Origin of the sequence: Bradyrhizobium sp. Rc2d, assembly GCF_900099855.1 — a bacterium.
GTDB lineage: Bacteria > Pseudomonadota > Alphaproteobacteria > Rhizobiales > Xanthobacteraceae > Bradyrhizobium.
In genome coordinates this window covers 65,001-79,614 of sequence record NZ_FNCU01000022.1, presented here as the reverse complement: position 1 = coordinate 79,614, position 14,614 = coordinate 65,001, and the positions used below count along the sequence as shown (strand labels likewise).

Annotated in this window: 10 protein-coding genes and 1 rRNA gene; 5 read left to right on the top strand and 6 right to left on the bottom strand. The window is 63.2% G+C overall.

Features of this window, described 5'->3' with window-relative positions; translation table 11 throughout:
- The first annotated feature begins 1 nt into the window (after position 1).
- A complete protein-coding gene (gene metW / locus BLV07_RS25510; protein WP_176945744.1) occupies positions 2–664 on the top strand; it encodes a methionine biosynthesis protein MetW in 663 nt (220 codons plus the stop codon).
- A 108-nt stretch (positions 665–772) separates the two neighbouring features.
- On the opposite strand, the gene BLV07_RS25505 is transcribed toward metW, so the two are convergent.
- Positions 773–1,633, bottom strand: coding sequence for an alpha/beta fold hydrolase (locus BLV07_RS25505; protein WP_091891204.1), 861 nt, complete (start codon positions 1,631–1,633; stop codon positions 773–775).
- Between the two features lie 215 nt (positions 1,634–1,848).
- On the opposite strand from BLV07_RS25505, the gene BLV07_RS25500 reads away from it, so the two are divergent.
- Complete coding sequence (locus tag BLV07_RS25500; protein WP_091891202.1) at positions 1,849–2,505, top strand: NlpC/P60 family protein; 657 nt, start codon at positions 1,849–1,851, stop codon at positions 2,503–2,505.
- 122 nt (positions 2,506–2,627) lie between these two features.
- Here the strand turns inward: BLV07_RS25500 and BLV07_RS25495 are convergent, their stop codons facing one another.
- Positions 2,628–3,416 carry an MOSC domain-containing protein gene (locus tag BLV07_RS25495; RefSeq protein WP_091891199.1) on the bottom strand — a complete coding sequence of 263 codons (789 nt, stop codon included), beginning with the start codon at positions 3,414–3,416 and terminating at the stop codon, positions 2,628–2,630.
- Between the two features lie 240 nt (positions 3,417–3,656).
- Between BLV07_RS25495 and clpB the strand changes: the two genes are divergently transcribed.
- Positions 3,657–6,296, top strand: coding sequence for an ATP-dependent chaperone ClpB (clpB, locus tag BLV07_RS25490; RefSeq protein ID WP_091891196.1), 2,640 nt, complete (start codon positions 3,657–3,659; stop codon positions 6,294–6,296).
- A 78-nt stretch (positions 6,297–6,374) separates the two neighbouring features.
- Here the strand turns inward: clpB and BLV07_RS25485 are convergent, their stop codons facing one another.
- Together BLV07_RS25485 and BLV07_RS25480 are read right to left on the bottom strand one after the other, a co-directional pair.
- Positions 6,375–6,641 carry a hypothetical protein gene (locus BLV07_RS25485; RefSeq protein WP_091891192.1) on the bottom strand — a complete coding sequence of 89 codons (267 nt, stop codon included), beginning with the start codon at positions 6,639–6,641 and terminating at the stop codon, positions 6,375–6,377.
- 87 nt (positions 6,642–6,728) lie between these two features.
- Complete coding sequence (locus BLV07_RS25480; protein ID WP_091891189.1) at positions 6,729–8,360, bottom strand: Vgb family protein; 1,632 nt, start codon at positions 8,358–8,360, stop codon at positions 6,729–6,731.
- A gap of 538 nt (positions 8,361–8,898) precedes the next feature.
- Between BLV07_RS25480 and BLV07_RS25475 the strand changes: the two genes are divergently transcribed.
- The gene (locus tag BLV07_RS25475; protein WP_091891186.1) at positions 8,899–9,312 is read left to right on the top strand and encodes a hypothetical protein; all 414 of its coding nucleotides are present in this window, start codon (positions 8,899–8,901) and stop codon (positions 9,310–9,312) included.
- 88 nt (positions 9,313–9,400) lie between these two features.
- Here the strand turns inward: BLV07_RS25475 and BLV07_RS25470 are convergent, their stop codons facing one another.
- Both BLV07_RS25470 and BLV07_RS25465 read right to left on the bottom strand, forming a co-directional pair.
- Entirely contained in the window at positions 9,401–9,763 is a 363-nt protein-coding gene (locus BLV07_RS25470) for an SPW repeat protein (protein ID WP_091891183.1), read from the bottom strand.
- Between the two features lie 157 nt (positions 9,764–9,920).
- Positions 9,921–11,984 carry a M23 family metallopeptidase gene (locus tag BLV07_RS25465; protein WP_091891180.1) on the bottom strand — a complete coding sequence of 688 codons (2,064 nt, stop codon included), beginning with the start codon at positions 11,982–11,984 and terminating at the stop codon, positions 9,921–9,923.
- Positions 11,985–13,023: 1,039 nt separating this feature from the next.
- Here BLV07_RS25465 and BLV07_RS25460 point away from each other — a divergent pair.
- Positions 13,024–14,512, top strand: a 16S ribosomal RNA gene (locus tag BLV07_RS25460).
- Positions 14,513–14,614: the final 102 nt, after the last annotated feature.

Sequence of the window (14,614 nt, the reverse complement as noted above, 5' to 3'; positions counted from 1 at the left end):
GATGTCGGTACAGGAAGTGCTGCCGTTGAACGGCGTTGCCGCCGGGCCGTCGGGTCAGTTTCGCGCCGACCATCTGCTCGTGGCCGATATGGTCAAGCCGGGCTCGAAGGTGCTCGACGTCGGCTGCGGCGAGGGCGATCTGCTCCAGCTGCTGGAAACGCGCGGCATCGACGGTCGCGGCATCGAGCTGTCGCGCGAGGGCGTCAACCGCTGCGTCGCCAAGGGGCTTGCGGTGGTGCAGGGCGACGCCGACACCGATCTCGTCAACTATCCCGACGATGCCTTCGACTATGTGATCCTGTCGCAGACGCTGCAGGCGACGCGGCAGCCGCGGGTGGTGCTGGAAAATCTGCTGCGCATCGGCCGCCGCGCCATCGTCTCGTTCCCGAATTTCGGCTTCTGGAAGATGCGGCTCCAGCTCCTGATCGGCGGACACATGCCGCGCACCGAGAACCTGCCGGCGACCTGGTACGACACCGCCAACATTCATTTCTGCACCATCAAGGATTTCGTCGAGCTCTGCGACGAGATCAACGTCAAGATGGAGCGTTCGGTGGCGCTCGATCTCTACGGCCGCCCGGTGCCGCTGAACCTGCCGTGGTGGGTGTGGAACATGTTCGGCGAGCAGGGCGTGTTCTTGCTGAGTCGCGGGCAGGGAAAGTAGTTTCTCGTCATTGCGAGCGCCGCGAAGCAATCCAGAGTCTTTCCGCGGAGGGATTCTGGATTGCTTCGCTACGCTCGCAATGACGGCGTGTGTGGCGACGCCTTCGTTCTAGTGCGCCACTGACCGCGGATCGCGCACCGGCCATCGTCCGGCTTCCACCAGCATCACAAACCGCTCCACGCTCTCGTTGAACCGCGCGGGTTCTTCGAGATTGAGCACGTGGCCCGACTTCGGAAACATCGCGAGCCCGGCCGCCGGAAGGTGCTTCTTCAAGAACAGGCTCGGGCCGACGCACGGGTCGTCCTCGTCGCCGCAGATGATCAGCGCCGGCGTTGAGGCGCGCTTGATCGCGTCCGTCATCGTGTAGATCGAGGGACGGCCGCCCTGGAAGCCGCGCATCGTGCGTGCCGAGCCGCTGGCATCGTGCCGCGCCAGCGCGGCGTAGAAATCGGCGTGGCCGCGCGGATCCTTCACCAGGAAGGGAATCCGGCTCGGCGCCTCGCGCGTAATCTTTGCGACTTCCGCGGAACCTGATGTCTCGAACTGCTCGGCATTGGCGCGGCACTGCTTGCGCCAGGCATCGAGGTTCTCGATCTCTGAGCCGGAGCCGACGCCGGCCAGCGTCATCGACAATGCGCGCTGCGGCGTGTTGAGCCCGATCTGGAGCGACGAGTAGGCACCCATCGACAGGCCGACGAGATGCGCGCGCTCGATCCCGAGATGATCGAGCACCGCGAGCGCATCGGTGTAGAAATGCGTGTAGGTATAGACCTCGCCCTCAGGCACGTCCGAGGGCGTGTAGCCGCGCGCAGAGTAAGTGATGCAGCGATGACCGCGCGAGAAGTAGCGCATCTGCGGCTCCCAATTGGTGTAGTCAGCCGCAAACTCGTGCAGAAAAATGATCGGCGATCCCTGGCCCGCCTCCTCGAAATAGATGCGGACGTCATCCCTGGTCGTGGCGTGGGGCATTAACCGTTTCCCTCTGTTCAAGCCGCATTTGGAGGATCGCAGTTAATGCTGTTGTCCGCAATACGGCAGCATCAGACGAGTATTGACGCAAAATCATCGCAGCTATTCGCCGACGCGGCGTCTTTTTCTCGCCACATGGGACGGCTTAACGGCCTGACGGATGTCGGCCGCCGCACTGGCCGGCGGGAAGCGGGGGTGTCAGTCAAGGATGAAGAATGTTTGAGTTGTTTGCGTATCGCCTGTCGCGTTGTGTTGTCGCGCCGGCGCTTTTCTTCGCGGCGGTCGCCGTGTTCGTCTCTCCGGCCTCAGCGCGGCCGCATCATCGTCATAGCGCAGAGCGGCACGTGCACGTGCATCACGCCAGACATCATCACTACCGCCACCATGCACGCAGCTCGCGCTTCGAGCGCAGCGCGGCGCAGTTGCAGGCGAGTGGATTCGCCAACACCCAGGCGAGCTATGATCCGAACGCCAATAGCGGCGGCATGGCCAACAACGCGATGAGCAACGGCGGCTTCGGCGGCGGATCGGGCCTCGTGTCCGAGGCGCGCCGCTATCTCGGCGGCAATCCGACCGGACGCGGCAGCCTGTGGTGCGCGCGTTTCATGAACATGGTGCTGCAGCACACCGGGCATCAGGGCACCGGCTCCGACATGGCGAACTCGTTCGCGCGCTACGGCACGCGCGTCTCCGGTCCGCAGGTCGGCGCCATCGCGGTGATGTCGCGCGGCGGCCGGGGCGGCCATGTCGGCATCATCACCGGCGTCGATGCAAAGGGAAATCCGATCATGATCTCCGGCAACAACGGCAACCGCGTCCGCGAGGCGCCGGTCTCACGTGGCCAGATCTATGCGTATGTGATGCCGAACTAACGACGGAGCCGTAGGGTGGGCAAAGGCGCAAGAGCGCCGTGCCCACCGGCGGTGCGTCAGCGTTCGCTAGCAGGAACGGTGGGCACGCTTCGCTTTGCCCACCCTACGGCAGCGGTGCCTCGTCACACCAGCTTCGGCTCTTCCACCGCGACCGCATCGCCGACGCCGATCTCGCCACCTTCGATCACCTCGGCATAGATGCCGCAGTCCATGTGGCCGAGATTGCGCGAGAGCGTGGGCGGGATTTCGAGATCGCGCTTTGCTGTGACGGGGTCGACATTGGTGGCCGGGCAGCGGACGATGCGCTTGACCACCTTCAGCCGGGCATCACCGATCGCAAGCGTCTGGCCGACGAGGTCGAGCTCCGACCAGGCCGGCCAGCCCTTCAGGTAGAGATTGGCGCGGAAGCGCAGGGGGTGGACTGCGGCGCCGCCCAGCATGGTCTCGATGGCGCGGACGCTGTCGAGATTGATGATGGACACGACCTTGCGGGCGACGTCGGAAAAGCTGTGGTCGCGGCCGGACAGGACCTTCGGCGGTCCCTTCAGCTCCGGCTGAAAGTTCTCGCTGAAATAGCTCTCGATGGCGGCGCGGCCGGCAGCGGTTTCGAGATCGCCGCTGGCGACGATCTGGCCGTCCTTGCGGATGGTCAGGCGGTTGGTCGCGTCCTCGAACTGGCTCTCGAGGGAGGCCAGCCGCTCATTGCGCGCCAGCATCAGAAACTGGATTTTCGGCTTCCACTGCGGCGCCTCCGGGTCGAACCCGCTCGGCCCGTTCTCGATGGCGTAGCGGCGGTCGGCGGGCAGGGTCTGGCCGCTCCGCAAGGTGACGCGGGTCAGGCGTTCCGGGGTCAGGCCCTTGATCGGGTAGCGGTAGAGGCCGGTAATCTCGGCGGTACGGCTGGCTGTCATGCCGCTACTTAGGGGATTCGACGGGCCCGCGCCAAGCGGCCCATGAGCGCACGAAATTGTGAACTCGCCTCTTTCGCATCCGCAACCCGCTTCCCACATTTGCCTCAGGCCGGCGGCCACGCCGGCAAAAGAGACCCGTTACCGGTTGAGAAACGTCAATGCGGTAATCGGAAACCCAGTGAAGATGCCATTTGGGGTGCCTTAGAGGGCCCCAGGGGCAGGCCGAGGGATAGAAAAGACATGAATATCGAGAAATACACCGAACGCTCCAGGGGCTTCATCCAGTCCGCGCAGTCGCTTGCGATGCGCGAGGGGCACCAGCAGTTCTCCACCCTGCACATGCTGAAGGTCCTGCTGGACGACACTGAGGGGCTGGCTTCCGGTCTGATCGACCGAGCCGGCGGCAATTCCCGCGCAATCCTGAAGGCGACCGAGGACGCCCTGAACAAGGTGCCGAAGGTCTCCGGCGGCGGCGCCGGTCAGATTTATCTGGCGCCCGAGCTCGCCCGTACCTTCGACGCGGCCGAAAAGGCCGGCGAGAAGGCCGGCGACAGCTTTGTCACGGTCGAGCGGCTGCTGCTCGGTCTTGCGCTGGAGAAGACCAGCGAGGCCGGCACGATCCTCAACAAGGGCGGTGTCACCCCACAAAATCTCAACGCGGCGATCGAGGCGCTGCGCAAAGGCCGCACCGCGGACTCTGCGACCGCCGAGAACGCCTATGACGCGCTGAAGAAATATGCCCGCGACCTGACCCAGGCGGCGCGCGACGGCAAGCTCGACCCGGTTATCGGCCGCGACGAGGAGATCCGCCGCACCATCCAGGTGCTGTCGCGCCGGACCAAGAACAATCCGGTCCTGATCGGCGAGCCCGGCGTCGGCAAGACCGCCATCGCTGAGGGCCTCGCGCTGCGCATCGTCAATGGCGACGTGCCGGAGAGCCTGAAGGACAAGAAGCTGCTCTCGCTCGACCTCGGTGCGCTGATTGCCGGCGCGAAATACCGCGGCGAGTTTGAGGAGCGCCTCAAGGCCGTGCTCCAGGAAGTCACCGCGAGCGAGGGCACCTACATCCTGTTCATCGACGAGATGCACACGCTGATCGGCGCCGGCAAGGGTGACGGCGCGATGGACGCCTCCAACCTGCTCAAGCCGGCGCTCGCCCGCGGCGAGCTGCACTGCATCGGCGCGACCACGCTCGACGAGTACCAGAAGCACGTCGAGAAGGACGCGGCGCTGGCACGGCGCTTCCAGCCGATCTTCGTCAGCGAGCCGTCGGTCGAGGATACCATCTCGATCCTGCGCGGGCTGAAGGACAAGTACGAGCAGCACCATGGCGTGCGGATCTCCGATTCCGCGCTTGTGGCCTCCGCGACCTTGTCCAATCGCTACATCACCGACCGCTTCCTGCCCGACAAGGCGATCGACCTCATGGATGAGGCCGCGGCGCGGCTGAAGATGCAGGTCGATTCCAAGCCGGAAGAGCTGGATTCGCTGGATCGCGAGATCATCCGGCTCAAGATCGAGCAGGAGGCGCTCAAGAAGGAAAGCGATCCCGGCTCCAAGACCCGGCTCCAGACGCTGGAGAAGGATCTTGCCGAGCTCGAGGAGAAGTCTGCGGCGCTGACGGCGCGCTGGAGCGCGGAGAAGAGCAAGCTCTCCGATGCCCAGAAGCTGAAGGCCGAACTCGACGGCTTGCGTGTCGAGCTGGCCAACGCCCAGCGGCGCGGCGAATTCCAGAAGGCCGGCGAGCTGGCCTATGGAAGGATTCCGGAGCTCGAGAAGAAGCTCGCGGATATCGAGGCTAAGGAGAACGCCGGCGAGATGATGGAGGAGGCGGTTACCGCCAACCACATCGCGCAGGTGGTCTCGCGCTGGACCGGCGTGCCCGTCGACAAGATGCTGGAAGGCGAGAAGGAGAAGCTCCTGAAGATGGAGGACCAACTCGGCAAGCGCGTCGTCGGCCAGGCCGAGGCCGTGCGTGCGGTGGCAACCGCCGTGCGCCGCTCGCGTGCAGGCCTGCAGGACCCGAACCGGCCGACCGGCTCGTTCATGTTCCTGGGGCCCACCGGCGTCGGCAAGACCGAACTGACCAAGGCGCTCGCCGAGTATCTGTTCAACGACGAGACCGCGATGGTCCGCCTCGACATGTCCGAATACATGGAGAAGCATTCGGTCTCGCGTCTGATCGGCGCGCCTCCGGGCTATGTCGGCTATGACGAGGGCGGCGCGCTCACCGAAGCGGTGCGGCGCCGGCCCTACCAGGTGGTGCTGTTCGACGAGATCGAGAAGGCGCATCCCGACGTCTTCAACGTCCTGTTGCAGGTGCTCGACGACGGCCGCCTGACCGATGGCCAGGGCCGCACCGTCGATTTCCGCAACACGCTGATCATCATGACCTCGAACCTCGGTTCGGAATTTTTGGTGAACCAGCCGGAAGGCGAGGACACCTCGGCCGTGCGCGAGCAGGTGATGGGAATGGTGCGGGGGCATTTCCGCCCCGAATTCCTCAACCGCGTCGACGAGATCATCCTGTTCCACCGCTTGCAGAAGAGCGAGATGGGCCGGATCGTCGAGATCCAGTTCGCGCGGCTGCAGAAGCTGCTCACCGATCGCAAGATCGTGCTGACGCTCGATGCCGTAGGGCGCGACTGGCTCGCGGCCAAGGGCTGGGATCCTGCCTACGGCGCACGCCCGCTCAAGCGTGTGATCCAGCGTCACCTCCAGGACCCGCTCGCCGAGATGATCCTGGCCGGCGACGTCAGGGACGGCGACAGCGTTGCGATCTCGTCCGAAGGCAACGTGCTGACCTTCAACGGCAAGGCGCCGCAAACCGCGGAGATCGCCCAGTTTGAGGCGCCGGTGTCGAAGCGGAAGTTGAACTGATCGCTTCTGCCGCCTGAAACAACAAGCCGCCCCGGAGAGGTTCACCTCTCCGGGGCGAATTGTTTGGTGGGATATTGGCTAGCTTGCTGCGGACGCGGAGCCCGGAGAGGCCGGACCTTCCTCGTCGTCAACCTGCTCGAGCTCCGAAAGAATATCCACGAGCTCCCGCACCCGTCCCTGCGCCAGCGGACGGAGATCGTTGATCATCGGCTCGTCATTGGCGAGCCAAGCCTGGGCTTCGGCGAGTTCCTCGACGGTCGCGCCGGTTCCGATGATCTGGGCAATGGTGACGTCGTCGGCCCGGTCAACGGCCTTGACGACGTCGTCACGTGAGAGGCGCGTCATGGGCGATCCTCCTGCTGCTCAGCTTCCGTCAGCGTCTAACCGGGGACCCCACGCGTGGGTTCCCGGTCATGTTTTGCCCGGCGAATGTTACTTCTTCACCGCCTTGTAGATCGCGTTCTCCACGTCCGAGCTGAAGTAGATGACGCCGCTTGCGCCGGTCGCGACGCCTGTCGGGATATGCGTCGGCAGGCCGCCGGGCGCGCCCACGAGGCCGATCGGAAGATTGGCCGCGATCTCCGTCACCTTGCCGGTCTCCGGCGCGATCTCGATCAATCGTTTGGCGCCGACTTCCGCCACGATCAGCTTGCCGTCGCTGGCGCGCGCGATGCCTTCGGGCATTTTCAGCTCCTTGGCGAGCACGGTCTTTGCGCCGTTCTGGTCGATCCGGGAGACCACGCCGGAGAAGGCTTCGGTGACGTAGACCTCGCCGTCCGAGCCGCCGACGAGACCCACGGGTCCCTCGAGATCGCCGATCAGCGTGGCGCGATCCTTGCCATGCTCACCGCTCACCTTGACCAGCGATTTGGTGCCGAGCTCGGCCACCAGAATGCTGCCGTCCGCGAGCACGATCGCGTCATGCGGGGCCTTGAAGCCGTGCAGCATGTCGCGCGTTGCGCCGGTCTTGCCGTCGATCACCTGCACGGTGCCGGTGAACCAGCTCGACAGCACCACGTCGTTGCCCTTCGCCGTCGCGCTCATCGGATATTCGAGGGTGACGCCGGCGGCGTGCATGCGCGCCTTCTCGGTGACCTCGCCGGTGGCACCGTCCACCGTGCGATAGGCGAATACGTCGGCGACATGGATCGTATCCTTGCCATTATCCGAGGTGACGCCAATGCCGCCGGGCAGGGCCAGCTTGCCGCTGATGATCTGCTTCGCCTGGCCGGTCGCTGGATCGACCTCCTGGATGCCGTTGTCGGCCATGTTGGAGACGTAGATGCGGTCCTTGTCGTCGATCGCGAGATTGTCCAGCGACGGCTTCAGTTGCGCGACCATGGTCTTGGTGCCCGATTTGGGATCGACGCGGACGAGCTGGCCGAGCGCGGTGTCGACCACAAACAGGTTGCCCTTGGAATCGAAGTTCACCGCGGCCGGGACCTTGAAGCCGTCGGCGACGACTGTCAGCTCGGCCTTGTCGACGTCGACCTTTGCGACCTGTCCCTTGAACCAGAGCGGACCGTAGAGCTTGTCGTCCGGGCCGAACTCGAAACCGTTGAGGCCGCCCATTTTCTCCATGATCTGGCGGGGCGGTTTGACGCCCTCTACGTCGATCTCGTAGAGCGTGTCGCCGAGGAAGACGGTGGTGGCGTAGAGCCTGCCGTCCTTGCGGAACGCGAGCGAGTTGATGCCGGGAAGACCGGAGGCAAGCTTCTTGATCGGGCCGTCGCCCTTGCGCGCATAGAGATCGCCGGCGAGGAAGCCGGTCCAGGCCATGGTGCCGTCGGGCGCGAACGCGATGTCGTCGGCCATTCCGATCGGAGCGGGGATTGCAACCTTGGCGGTACCGCCGGCAATGTCGACCTCGTAGAGCGCGGCGCCCGCGACGCTGCCGGCGAACAGATGGCCGGCCTTGTCGATGCCGAGCCCATGTACGCCGTGGAATGCGGAGCCCGGGACGAGTTTGGTGACCTTCCAGGTTGCCGGCAATGTCTCGGCCGATGCGCTCGTGATGGAAAAAATTGCACCAACCAGAGCTGCGCAGGCGAGCCTGTTCTTCATGGCGAGACCTCCCATTTTTCGGAAAGTATTCGCCCATCACACGGCTTTGGCAAACGAAACTTGACGTTGTGACGCACTGAAGCGACTTCATTTCACTGGTGTTGTGATTCCGACAGTTCATTCCGTCATTCCGGGCCCGAGCGGGGTCGAGGGAGCCCGGAATCCATTGGGCCACAGAGTACGCGAGGTAAATGGATTCTATGATGCGCAATTGCGCTTCATAGCTCTCACGACTTCGTTGCGGCCCGGAATGACATTGAGTGAATCAGACGTCAGAGACACAGCACTCGCGTCGCATCCAACTCGCATTCAATATCCGGGTGATGGCGCCGTTGCGGCCGCTCATCATCGCTTCGAGCCCGCCGCGGTCTTTCGTGGTTTGCGTATCGGGCCTTCCAGCAAGTGGCCGCGCGGCAATCGCGATTGGGCGTCCAACAGTTCCATCGTCCCAGCCCGCCGAGGGGCGTCGGAACCCTTCGATTTGATGAAACTGGTGCGGTGGACTGGGGTTGCCCCAGAGCAGCGCAGGATATTTGCCATGAAACAAGATCTTGTCGCCCACAATCATCGTGTCTTTGACGAGCTTCATCCCAAGATCTACGGGGCAGCGGTCGGCCTTGTCGTATGGTTCGCGTTCATGGCCTGGGTGCTGTTTGACCGCAGCAGCGACGTCAGTCTTTCCCTCGGCCTCGTCACGTTGCTGTTCGTAGTCGCGATCCTGCTGCCCTGGGCCCTTTCGCGGCTCTGGAGGAGGTATCGGATGCCGTACGAGCCGCATCTGGGGCCGACATCACTGCACGACTGGGAGGCCGGCGAATTCAAGGTCTGGGGAGCAAGACTTCGCGGCTCGCATGCCGCGATCGACGTCCTGTTGCCGCTGGCGGCCGTCTCGTTCGGCCTGACGGCGATCGGGATCGTCTTCGTGATCGTGCGGGCGTGGGCGCTGCCGTAGCTCTCCGGCGCCGAATTGCCGGATACGGCGGAAGTGATATCTGCATAATGGCCCCGCCCGCGCCGTGGTGCGGACGGGGCTTCGCCTGCTACCGGCTTGTCGTCAGCCGCGGCGGGTTCTGGGACATCATCCAGAGTTCGACCGCAGCAAGCACGGCCACCAGGATGCCGACCACGACGTGCACCGTCACTGCCGTCTTGGCGCCCTGGAACCCGAGCACCCAAGGCGCAATAAGCGTCCACAGGCCGACGATCAGGTTAAGCCACTCCTCCCACACCGCGAAGGCTGCGAGCGCCGCGATGGCCAGGATCGCAATGACAATGCCCGCGACATACGCGTTCTGAGAGGCTACTCCGGCATCGAATCCGAATATCCAGGGCGAGAAGAACAGGAATGCGCCGAGGATCAGGTTCGCGACGTCGCACCATTTTGCGTTCGTCCAATTCTCCATGACATTCCTCCGTTAGCTCCGCCCCCTCATGCGAAAATAACCGGGCCACCGTCCAGCGTGTTCCTTGCGGTTCCAGCGAAATTGAATGAAGGAATGGAACGCGCGGCACCTGAGGTGACGCGGCAAGCCGCCTCGCCACGAAGTCCACTCAGCTGGCTTAGCGGTTGATGACCTGCAGCGGCCCGCCGGTTGCGTCCGACATGCGGGCGATGGCGCCGCCGCGGCCGCTCATCATGCCATCGAGCCGGTCGCGCTCCTTCTCGAAGCTCGCCAGCATCGGGCCCTCCAGCGACCGGCCGCGCGGCAGCTTCACGCGCATCGGATCGACGAAGCGGCCGTTGACCAGGATCTCGTAGTGGACGTGCGGGCCGGTCGATAGGCCCGACGATCCGACGAAGCCGATCACCTGGCCCTGCCGCACCTTCTTGCCGACTTCCATGCCCTTGGCGAAGGCCGACATGTGGCCGTAGGCGGTCTCGTAGCCGTTGGAGTGCTTGATGCGGATGTATTTGCCGTAGCCGCCCTCGGGGCCGGCCTTCTCGATCATGCCGTTGCCGGAGGCGAAGATCGGCGTGCCGTAGGCGGTGGCCCAGTCGACGCCGGTGTGCATCTTCACGTAGCCCAGGATCGGATGGCGGCGGCCGCCGAAGCCGGAGCGCATGATGGCGTTGTTGACGGGCTTCCTGACCAAGAACTTCTTCGCGCTCTTGCCGGTCTCGTCGTAGTAGTCGACGACGCCGTCGTCGGGGCTCTGGTAGCGGTAGTATTTCTTGGTCTCGCCGCCGACGGTGAGCGAAGCGAACAGCACCTCGTTCTTTTCGCTCGCGGTCACGCCCTCGTCTTCGCCGGCGTAGAACACGTCGAAGGAATCGCCCGGCTGCACCTTGCGCTGGAAATCGACGTCGTAGGAATAGATCTTGATCATGTCGTCGATGACCGGCATCGGCACCTTGTTGCGCATCGCGGTCTCGTAGATGCTCTGGTAGAGCCGCACGCCGGAGCCGTCATCGTCGTCATCGTCGTCGCTGTTGGGGTTGGCCGCAGCGTCCGCGACGGTGTTCATGCTGGAGACGTCGACCGCGACGTATTTGCCGAGATCGGACAGCGCCGCGATCGCTTCGACCATGGTGTCGTTTGCAACCACCACGCGATAAGGCTGCAGGCGGGCGCCGGGGCTTGCGGGTGCCATCAGGATGCGGAGCTTCTCGCCTTCCTTCAGGCCGCCGTCGCGGCCGCGCGGACCGAGCGTTGCGGTGATCGCCTTGATCTCGTCGGCGGTGGCGCCGAGATCGCGCAGCACGCCAGCGACGCTGTCGCCCTTCTTGACCATGTGGACGCGTTCGCCGTTGGGATTGCCGCCGGTGATCTGCTCCTTGGTCTTGGGCAGCAGCGTGACGTTTTCCGGGACTACGCGCGTCTCGAAGCCGGCATAGGGATCGGCCGACGACACTTCGGTGGCGTAGGCCATCTTCATGTCGGACGCGCCGGTCGCGCCGGAGACGTCGGCGGTGGCATTGGCGAGCGAGGCGTAGCGCACCCCGCCATTGCCGCGCCAATTGGCGGCATCGCGCACCCGCATCAGGATGTCGTCGAGCGCCACCACCGCGGAAATCTTGGCCTTCGGCAGCACCGGCGACAGGTCCTTGGTGACGAAGGAGACCTCGGCGTCGGGCTCGACCGCTTCCGGATTGTTCGGATCGTCGGAGGCGGTCTTCGGATCGGAGCCGACGTCGGTGAGCAGGCGCTGGGCATTGAATGGCGGGATCTTCGCCGACAGATCGCTCGTCGTCATCGACAGATTGCCGGCGATGCGGACGAAGGGGCGCACCCGCATCACGTCGCGGTTGCCGACGCGGGCGACCGTGGAGACGCGGACGATGTTGCGCGAAGCCGTGGATTCGCTCGGCGGCGGCAGCCGGTCGCTCTTGTGCAGCGAGGCGGCGCGATCGGCTGCGCCGAATGCACCGCGCAGCGCGCCTTCGACCCGCTCCGGCACCTTGGCGAAGGTCATCTCGCCGTCGAGTGACGCGAAAACGGCGCCGCCGATCAGGGCCGCGCCGCAGAGTCCGGTCAGAATTGTACCGCTGAACCATTGTACCGAGACGCGGCGGCGATCGATGACGGCGGCTTCAGAACCATCGACGGACAGCGGCGGCTCGTGGCCGAGATCGATGATCCCGGTCTCACGCCCGTAAGCGCCGCGTGACGTCCTGTGGTTCAACCCAAGTCCCCCAAATCAACGACCCAAAAGCCCCGCCTCGAGCCTCTTCCCGGTCGCCCTCTTCGAGGCGTATCGCAGGAAAAGGGCAGCCCGAATAGGCGTTCGCGGTCAGAAGGCCCCGATGACGGGCCGGCCGAAATTACGAACAGCTAAACGGAAAAAGGTCTCTCGATGTCTCTCGAACGCCGGAAGAAGGCCGCGTCATCTGCAAGATCGCCTTCCTCTGACCCCATGAAAACCGCCGGCAGCCCCCACTGGCATCCCCGCGATTCAAGCTTGTCTCTTATCAGAACGCCGCGGGATTGTGGCTCAAGTACGGCGCCAAATATGGAAAAAGTTTCCTGAAGGAACGGGCGCGGGAGGCCGCCTCGGAAGGGCGCCCCAAGCCGCCTCCCAAGCGTCCGTCCAGGCGCCCGACCAAGCGCCCGACCAAGGCCCTCCTAAGCCCCCTCCGGAGCCCGCAGGGGCGCAAACTTTTTTTCAGTTTTTTCTCCGCGCGACCTCCGTCCGTGCGCCCCATGCCCTTCTAACTGCCTGGAATCGCGCGAATTTTTCAGCCAATCCACTGTGCGACGATTTGTTGACGATTGGCGTTGACAGCCCGGAAGGTGGGGCCTATAAACCCAACCACTGAGCGCGGCGCCGCCGGGTCACTGACCAAGGCGAGCGAACGCGCCACTGATGCTCCTCACCTTGTTGAGTGACACAACAATCGACACCAGTCGATTGGAGTTCATTCATCGTCGGTAAGGGTGTCGGAGCCCTTCCTCCCAGGAAGGTTGGGGCCTCCACGGTCCCGGGCTGTTTGACAAGTGAAGATGAAGAAAGAGAAACGTGGACGGCGGAGTCCTTGCGGGTCTCGCTTCTGAAAAGCTTCGGCTTTTCTGATCGAGACCGGACGAAAGACTTCGGCGGTACACGTTTCAAAGGTAACACCATGGCCTCTTCATTGAGGTCAGTTCGCAAGCGATGTGAATCGCTTCGCGAGTATGGTGGGACCTCGTCAAACGTTGTGATCAGCCGGTTCAAAGTTCAAGTCCAACTTGAGAGTTTGATCCTGGCTCAGAGCGAACGCTGGCGGCAGGCTTAACACATGCAAGTCGAGCGGGCGTAGCAATACGTCAGCGGCAGACGGGTGAGTAACGCGTGGGAACGTACCTTTTGGTTCGGAACAACACAGGGAAACTTGTGCTAATACCGGATAAGCCCTTACGGGGAAAGATTTATCGCCGAAAGATCGGCCCGCGTCTGATTAGCTAGTTGGTGAGGTAATGGCTCACCAAGGCGACGATCAGTAGCTGGTCTGAGAGGATGATCAGCCACATTGGGACTGAGACACGGCCCAAACTCCTACGGGAGGCAGCAGTGGGGAATATTGGACAATGGGGGCAACCCTGATCCAGCCATGCCGCGTGAGTGATGAAGGCCCTAGGGTTGTAAAGCTCTTTTGTGCGGGAAGATAATGACGGTACCGCAAGAATAAGCCCCGGCTAACTTCGTGCCAGCAGCCGCGGTAATACGAAGGGGGCTAGCGTTGCTCGGAATCACTGGGCGTAAAGGGTGCGTAGGCGGGTCTTTAAGTCAGGGGTGAAATCCTGGAGCTCAACTCCAGAACTGCCTTTGATACTGAAGATCTTGAGTCCGGGAGAGGTGAGTGGAACTGCGAGTGTAGAGGTGAAATTCGTAGATATTCGCAAGAACACCAGTGGCGAAGGCGGCTCACTGGCCCGGTACTGACGCTGAGGCACGAAAGCGTGGGGAGCAAACAGGATTAGATACCCTGGTAGTCCACGCCGTAAACGATGAATGCCAGCCGTTAGTGGGTTTACTCACTAGTGGCGCAGCTAACGCTTTAAGCATTCCGCCTGGGGAGTACGGTCGCAAGATTAAAACTCAAAGGAATTGACGGGGGCCCGCACAAGCGGTGGAGCATGTGGTTTAATTCGACGCAACGCGCAGAACCTTACCAGCCCTTGACATGTCCAGGACCGGTCGCAGAGATGTGACCTTCTCTTCGGAGCCTGGAACACAGGTGCTGCATGGCTGTCGTCAGCTCGTGTCGTGAGATGTTGGGTTAAGTCCCGCAACGAGCGCAACCCCCGTCCTTAGTTGCTACCATTTAGTTGAGCACTCTAAGGAGACTGCCGGTGATAAGCCGCGAGGAAGGTGGGGATGACGTCAAGTCCTCATGGCCCTTACGGGCTGGGCTACACACGTGCTACAATGGCGGTGACAATGGGATGCGAAGACGCAAGTCCTAGCAAATCTCAAAAAGCCGTCTCAGTTCGGATTGGGCTCTGCAACTCGAGCCCATGAAGTTGGAATCGCTAGTAATCGTGGATCAGCACGCCACGGTGAATACGTTCCCGGGCCTTGTACACACCGCCCGTCACACCATGGGAGTTGGCTTTACCTGAAGACGGTGCGCTAACCCGCAAGGGAGGCAGCCGGCCACGGTAGGGTCAGCGACTGGGGTGAAGTCGTAACAAGGTAGCCGTAGGGGAACCTGCGGCTGGATCACCTCCTTTCTAAGGATGATCCTTCAGCGAGCTCACGCTCACTATCGGATCGTTTTAGAAACATCAGTGGCCAACAGATCGCCAGATCGTTGAGCTGCATTGGCGGGATTT

Excerpts from the sequence above, each read along its gene's own strand:
- metW (WP_176945744.1), top strand. The coding sequence starts at position 2 with ATGTCGGTACAGGAAGTGCTGCCGTTGAACGGCGTTGCCGCCGGGCCG.
- BLV07_RS25505 (WP_091891204.1), bottom strand. The coding sequence starts at position 1,633 with ATGCCCCACGCCACGACCAGGGATGACGTCCGCATCTATTTCGAGGAG.
- BLV07_RS25500 (WP_091891202.1), top strand. The coding sequence starts at position 1,849 with ATGTTTGAGTTGTTTGCGTATCGCCTGTCGCGTTGTGTTGTCGCGCCG.
- BLV07_RS25495 (WP_091891199.1), bottom strand. The coding sequence starts at position 3,416 with ATGACAGCCAGCCGTACCGCCGAGATTACCGGCCTCTACCGCTACCCG.
- clpB (WP_091891196.1), top strand. The coding sequence starts at position 3,657 with ATGAATATCGAGAAATACACCGAACGCTCCAGGGGCTTCATCCAGTCC.
- BLV07_RS25485 (WP_091891192.1), bottom strand. The coding sequence starts at position 6,641 with ATGACGCGCCTCTCACGTGACGACGTCGTCAAGGCCGTTGACCGGGCC.
- BLV07_RS25480 (WP_091891189.1), bottom strand. The coding sequence starts at position 8,360 with ATGAAGAACAGGCTCGCCTGCGCAGCTCTGGTTGGTGCAATTTTTTCC.
- BLV07_RS25475 (WP_091891186.1), top strand. The coding sequence starts at position 8,899 with ATGAAACAAGATCTTGTCGCCCACAATCATCGTGTCTTTGACGAGCTT.
- BLV07_RS25470 (WP_091891183.1), bottom strand. The coding sequence starts at position 9,763 with ATGGAGAATTGGACGAACGCAAAATGGTGCGACGTCGCGAACCTGATC.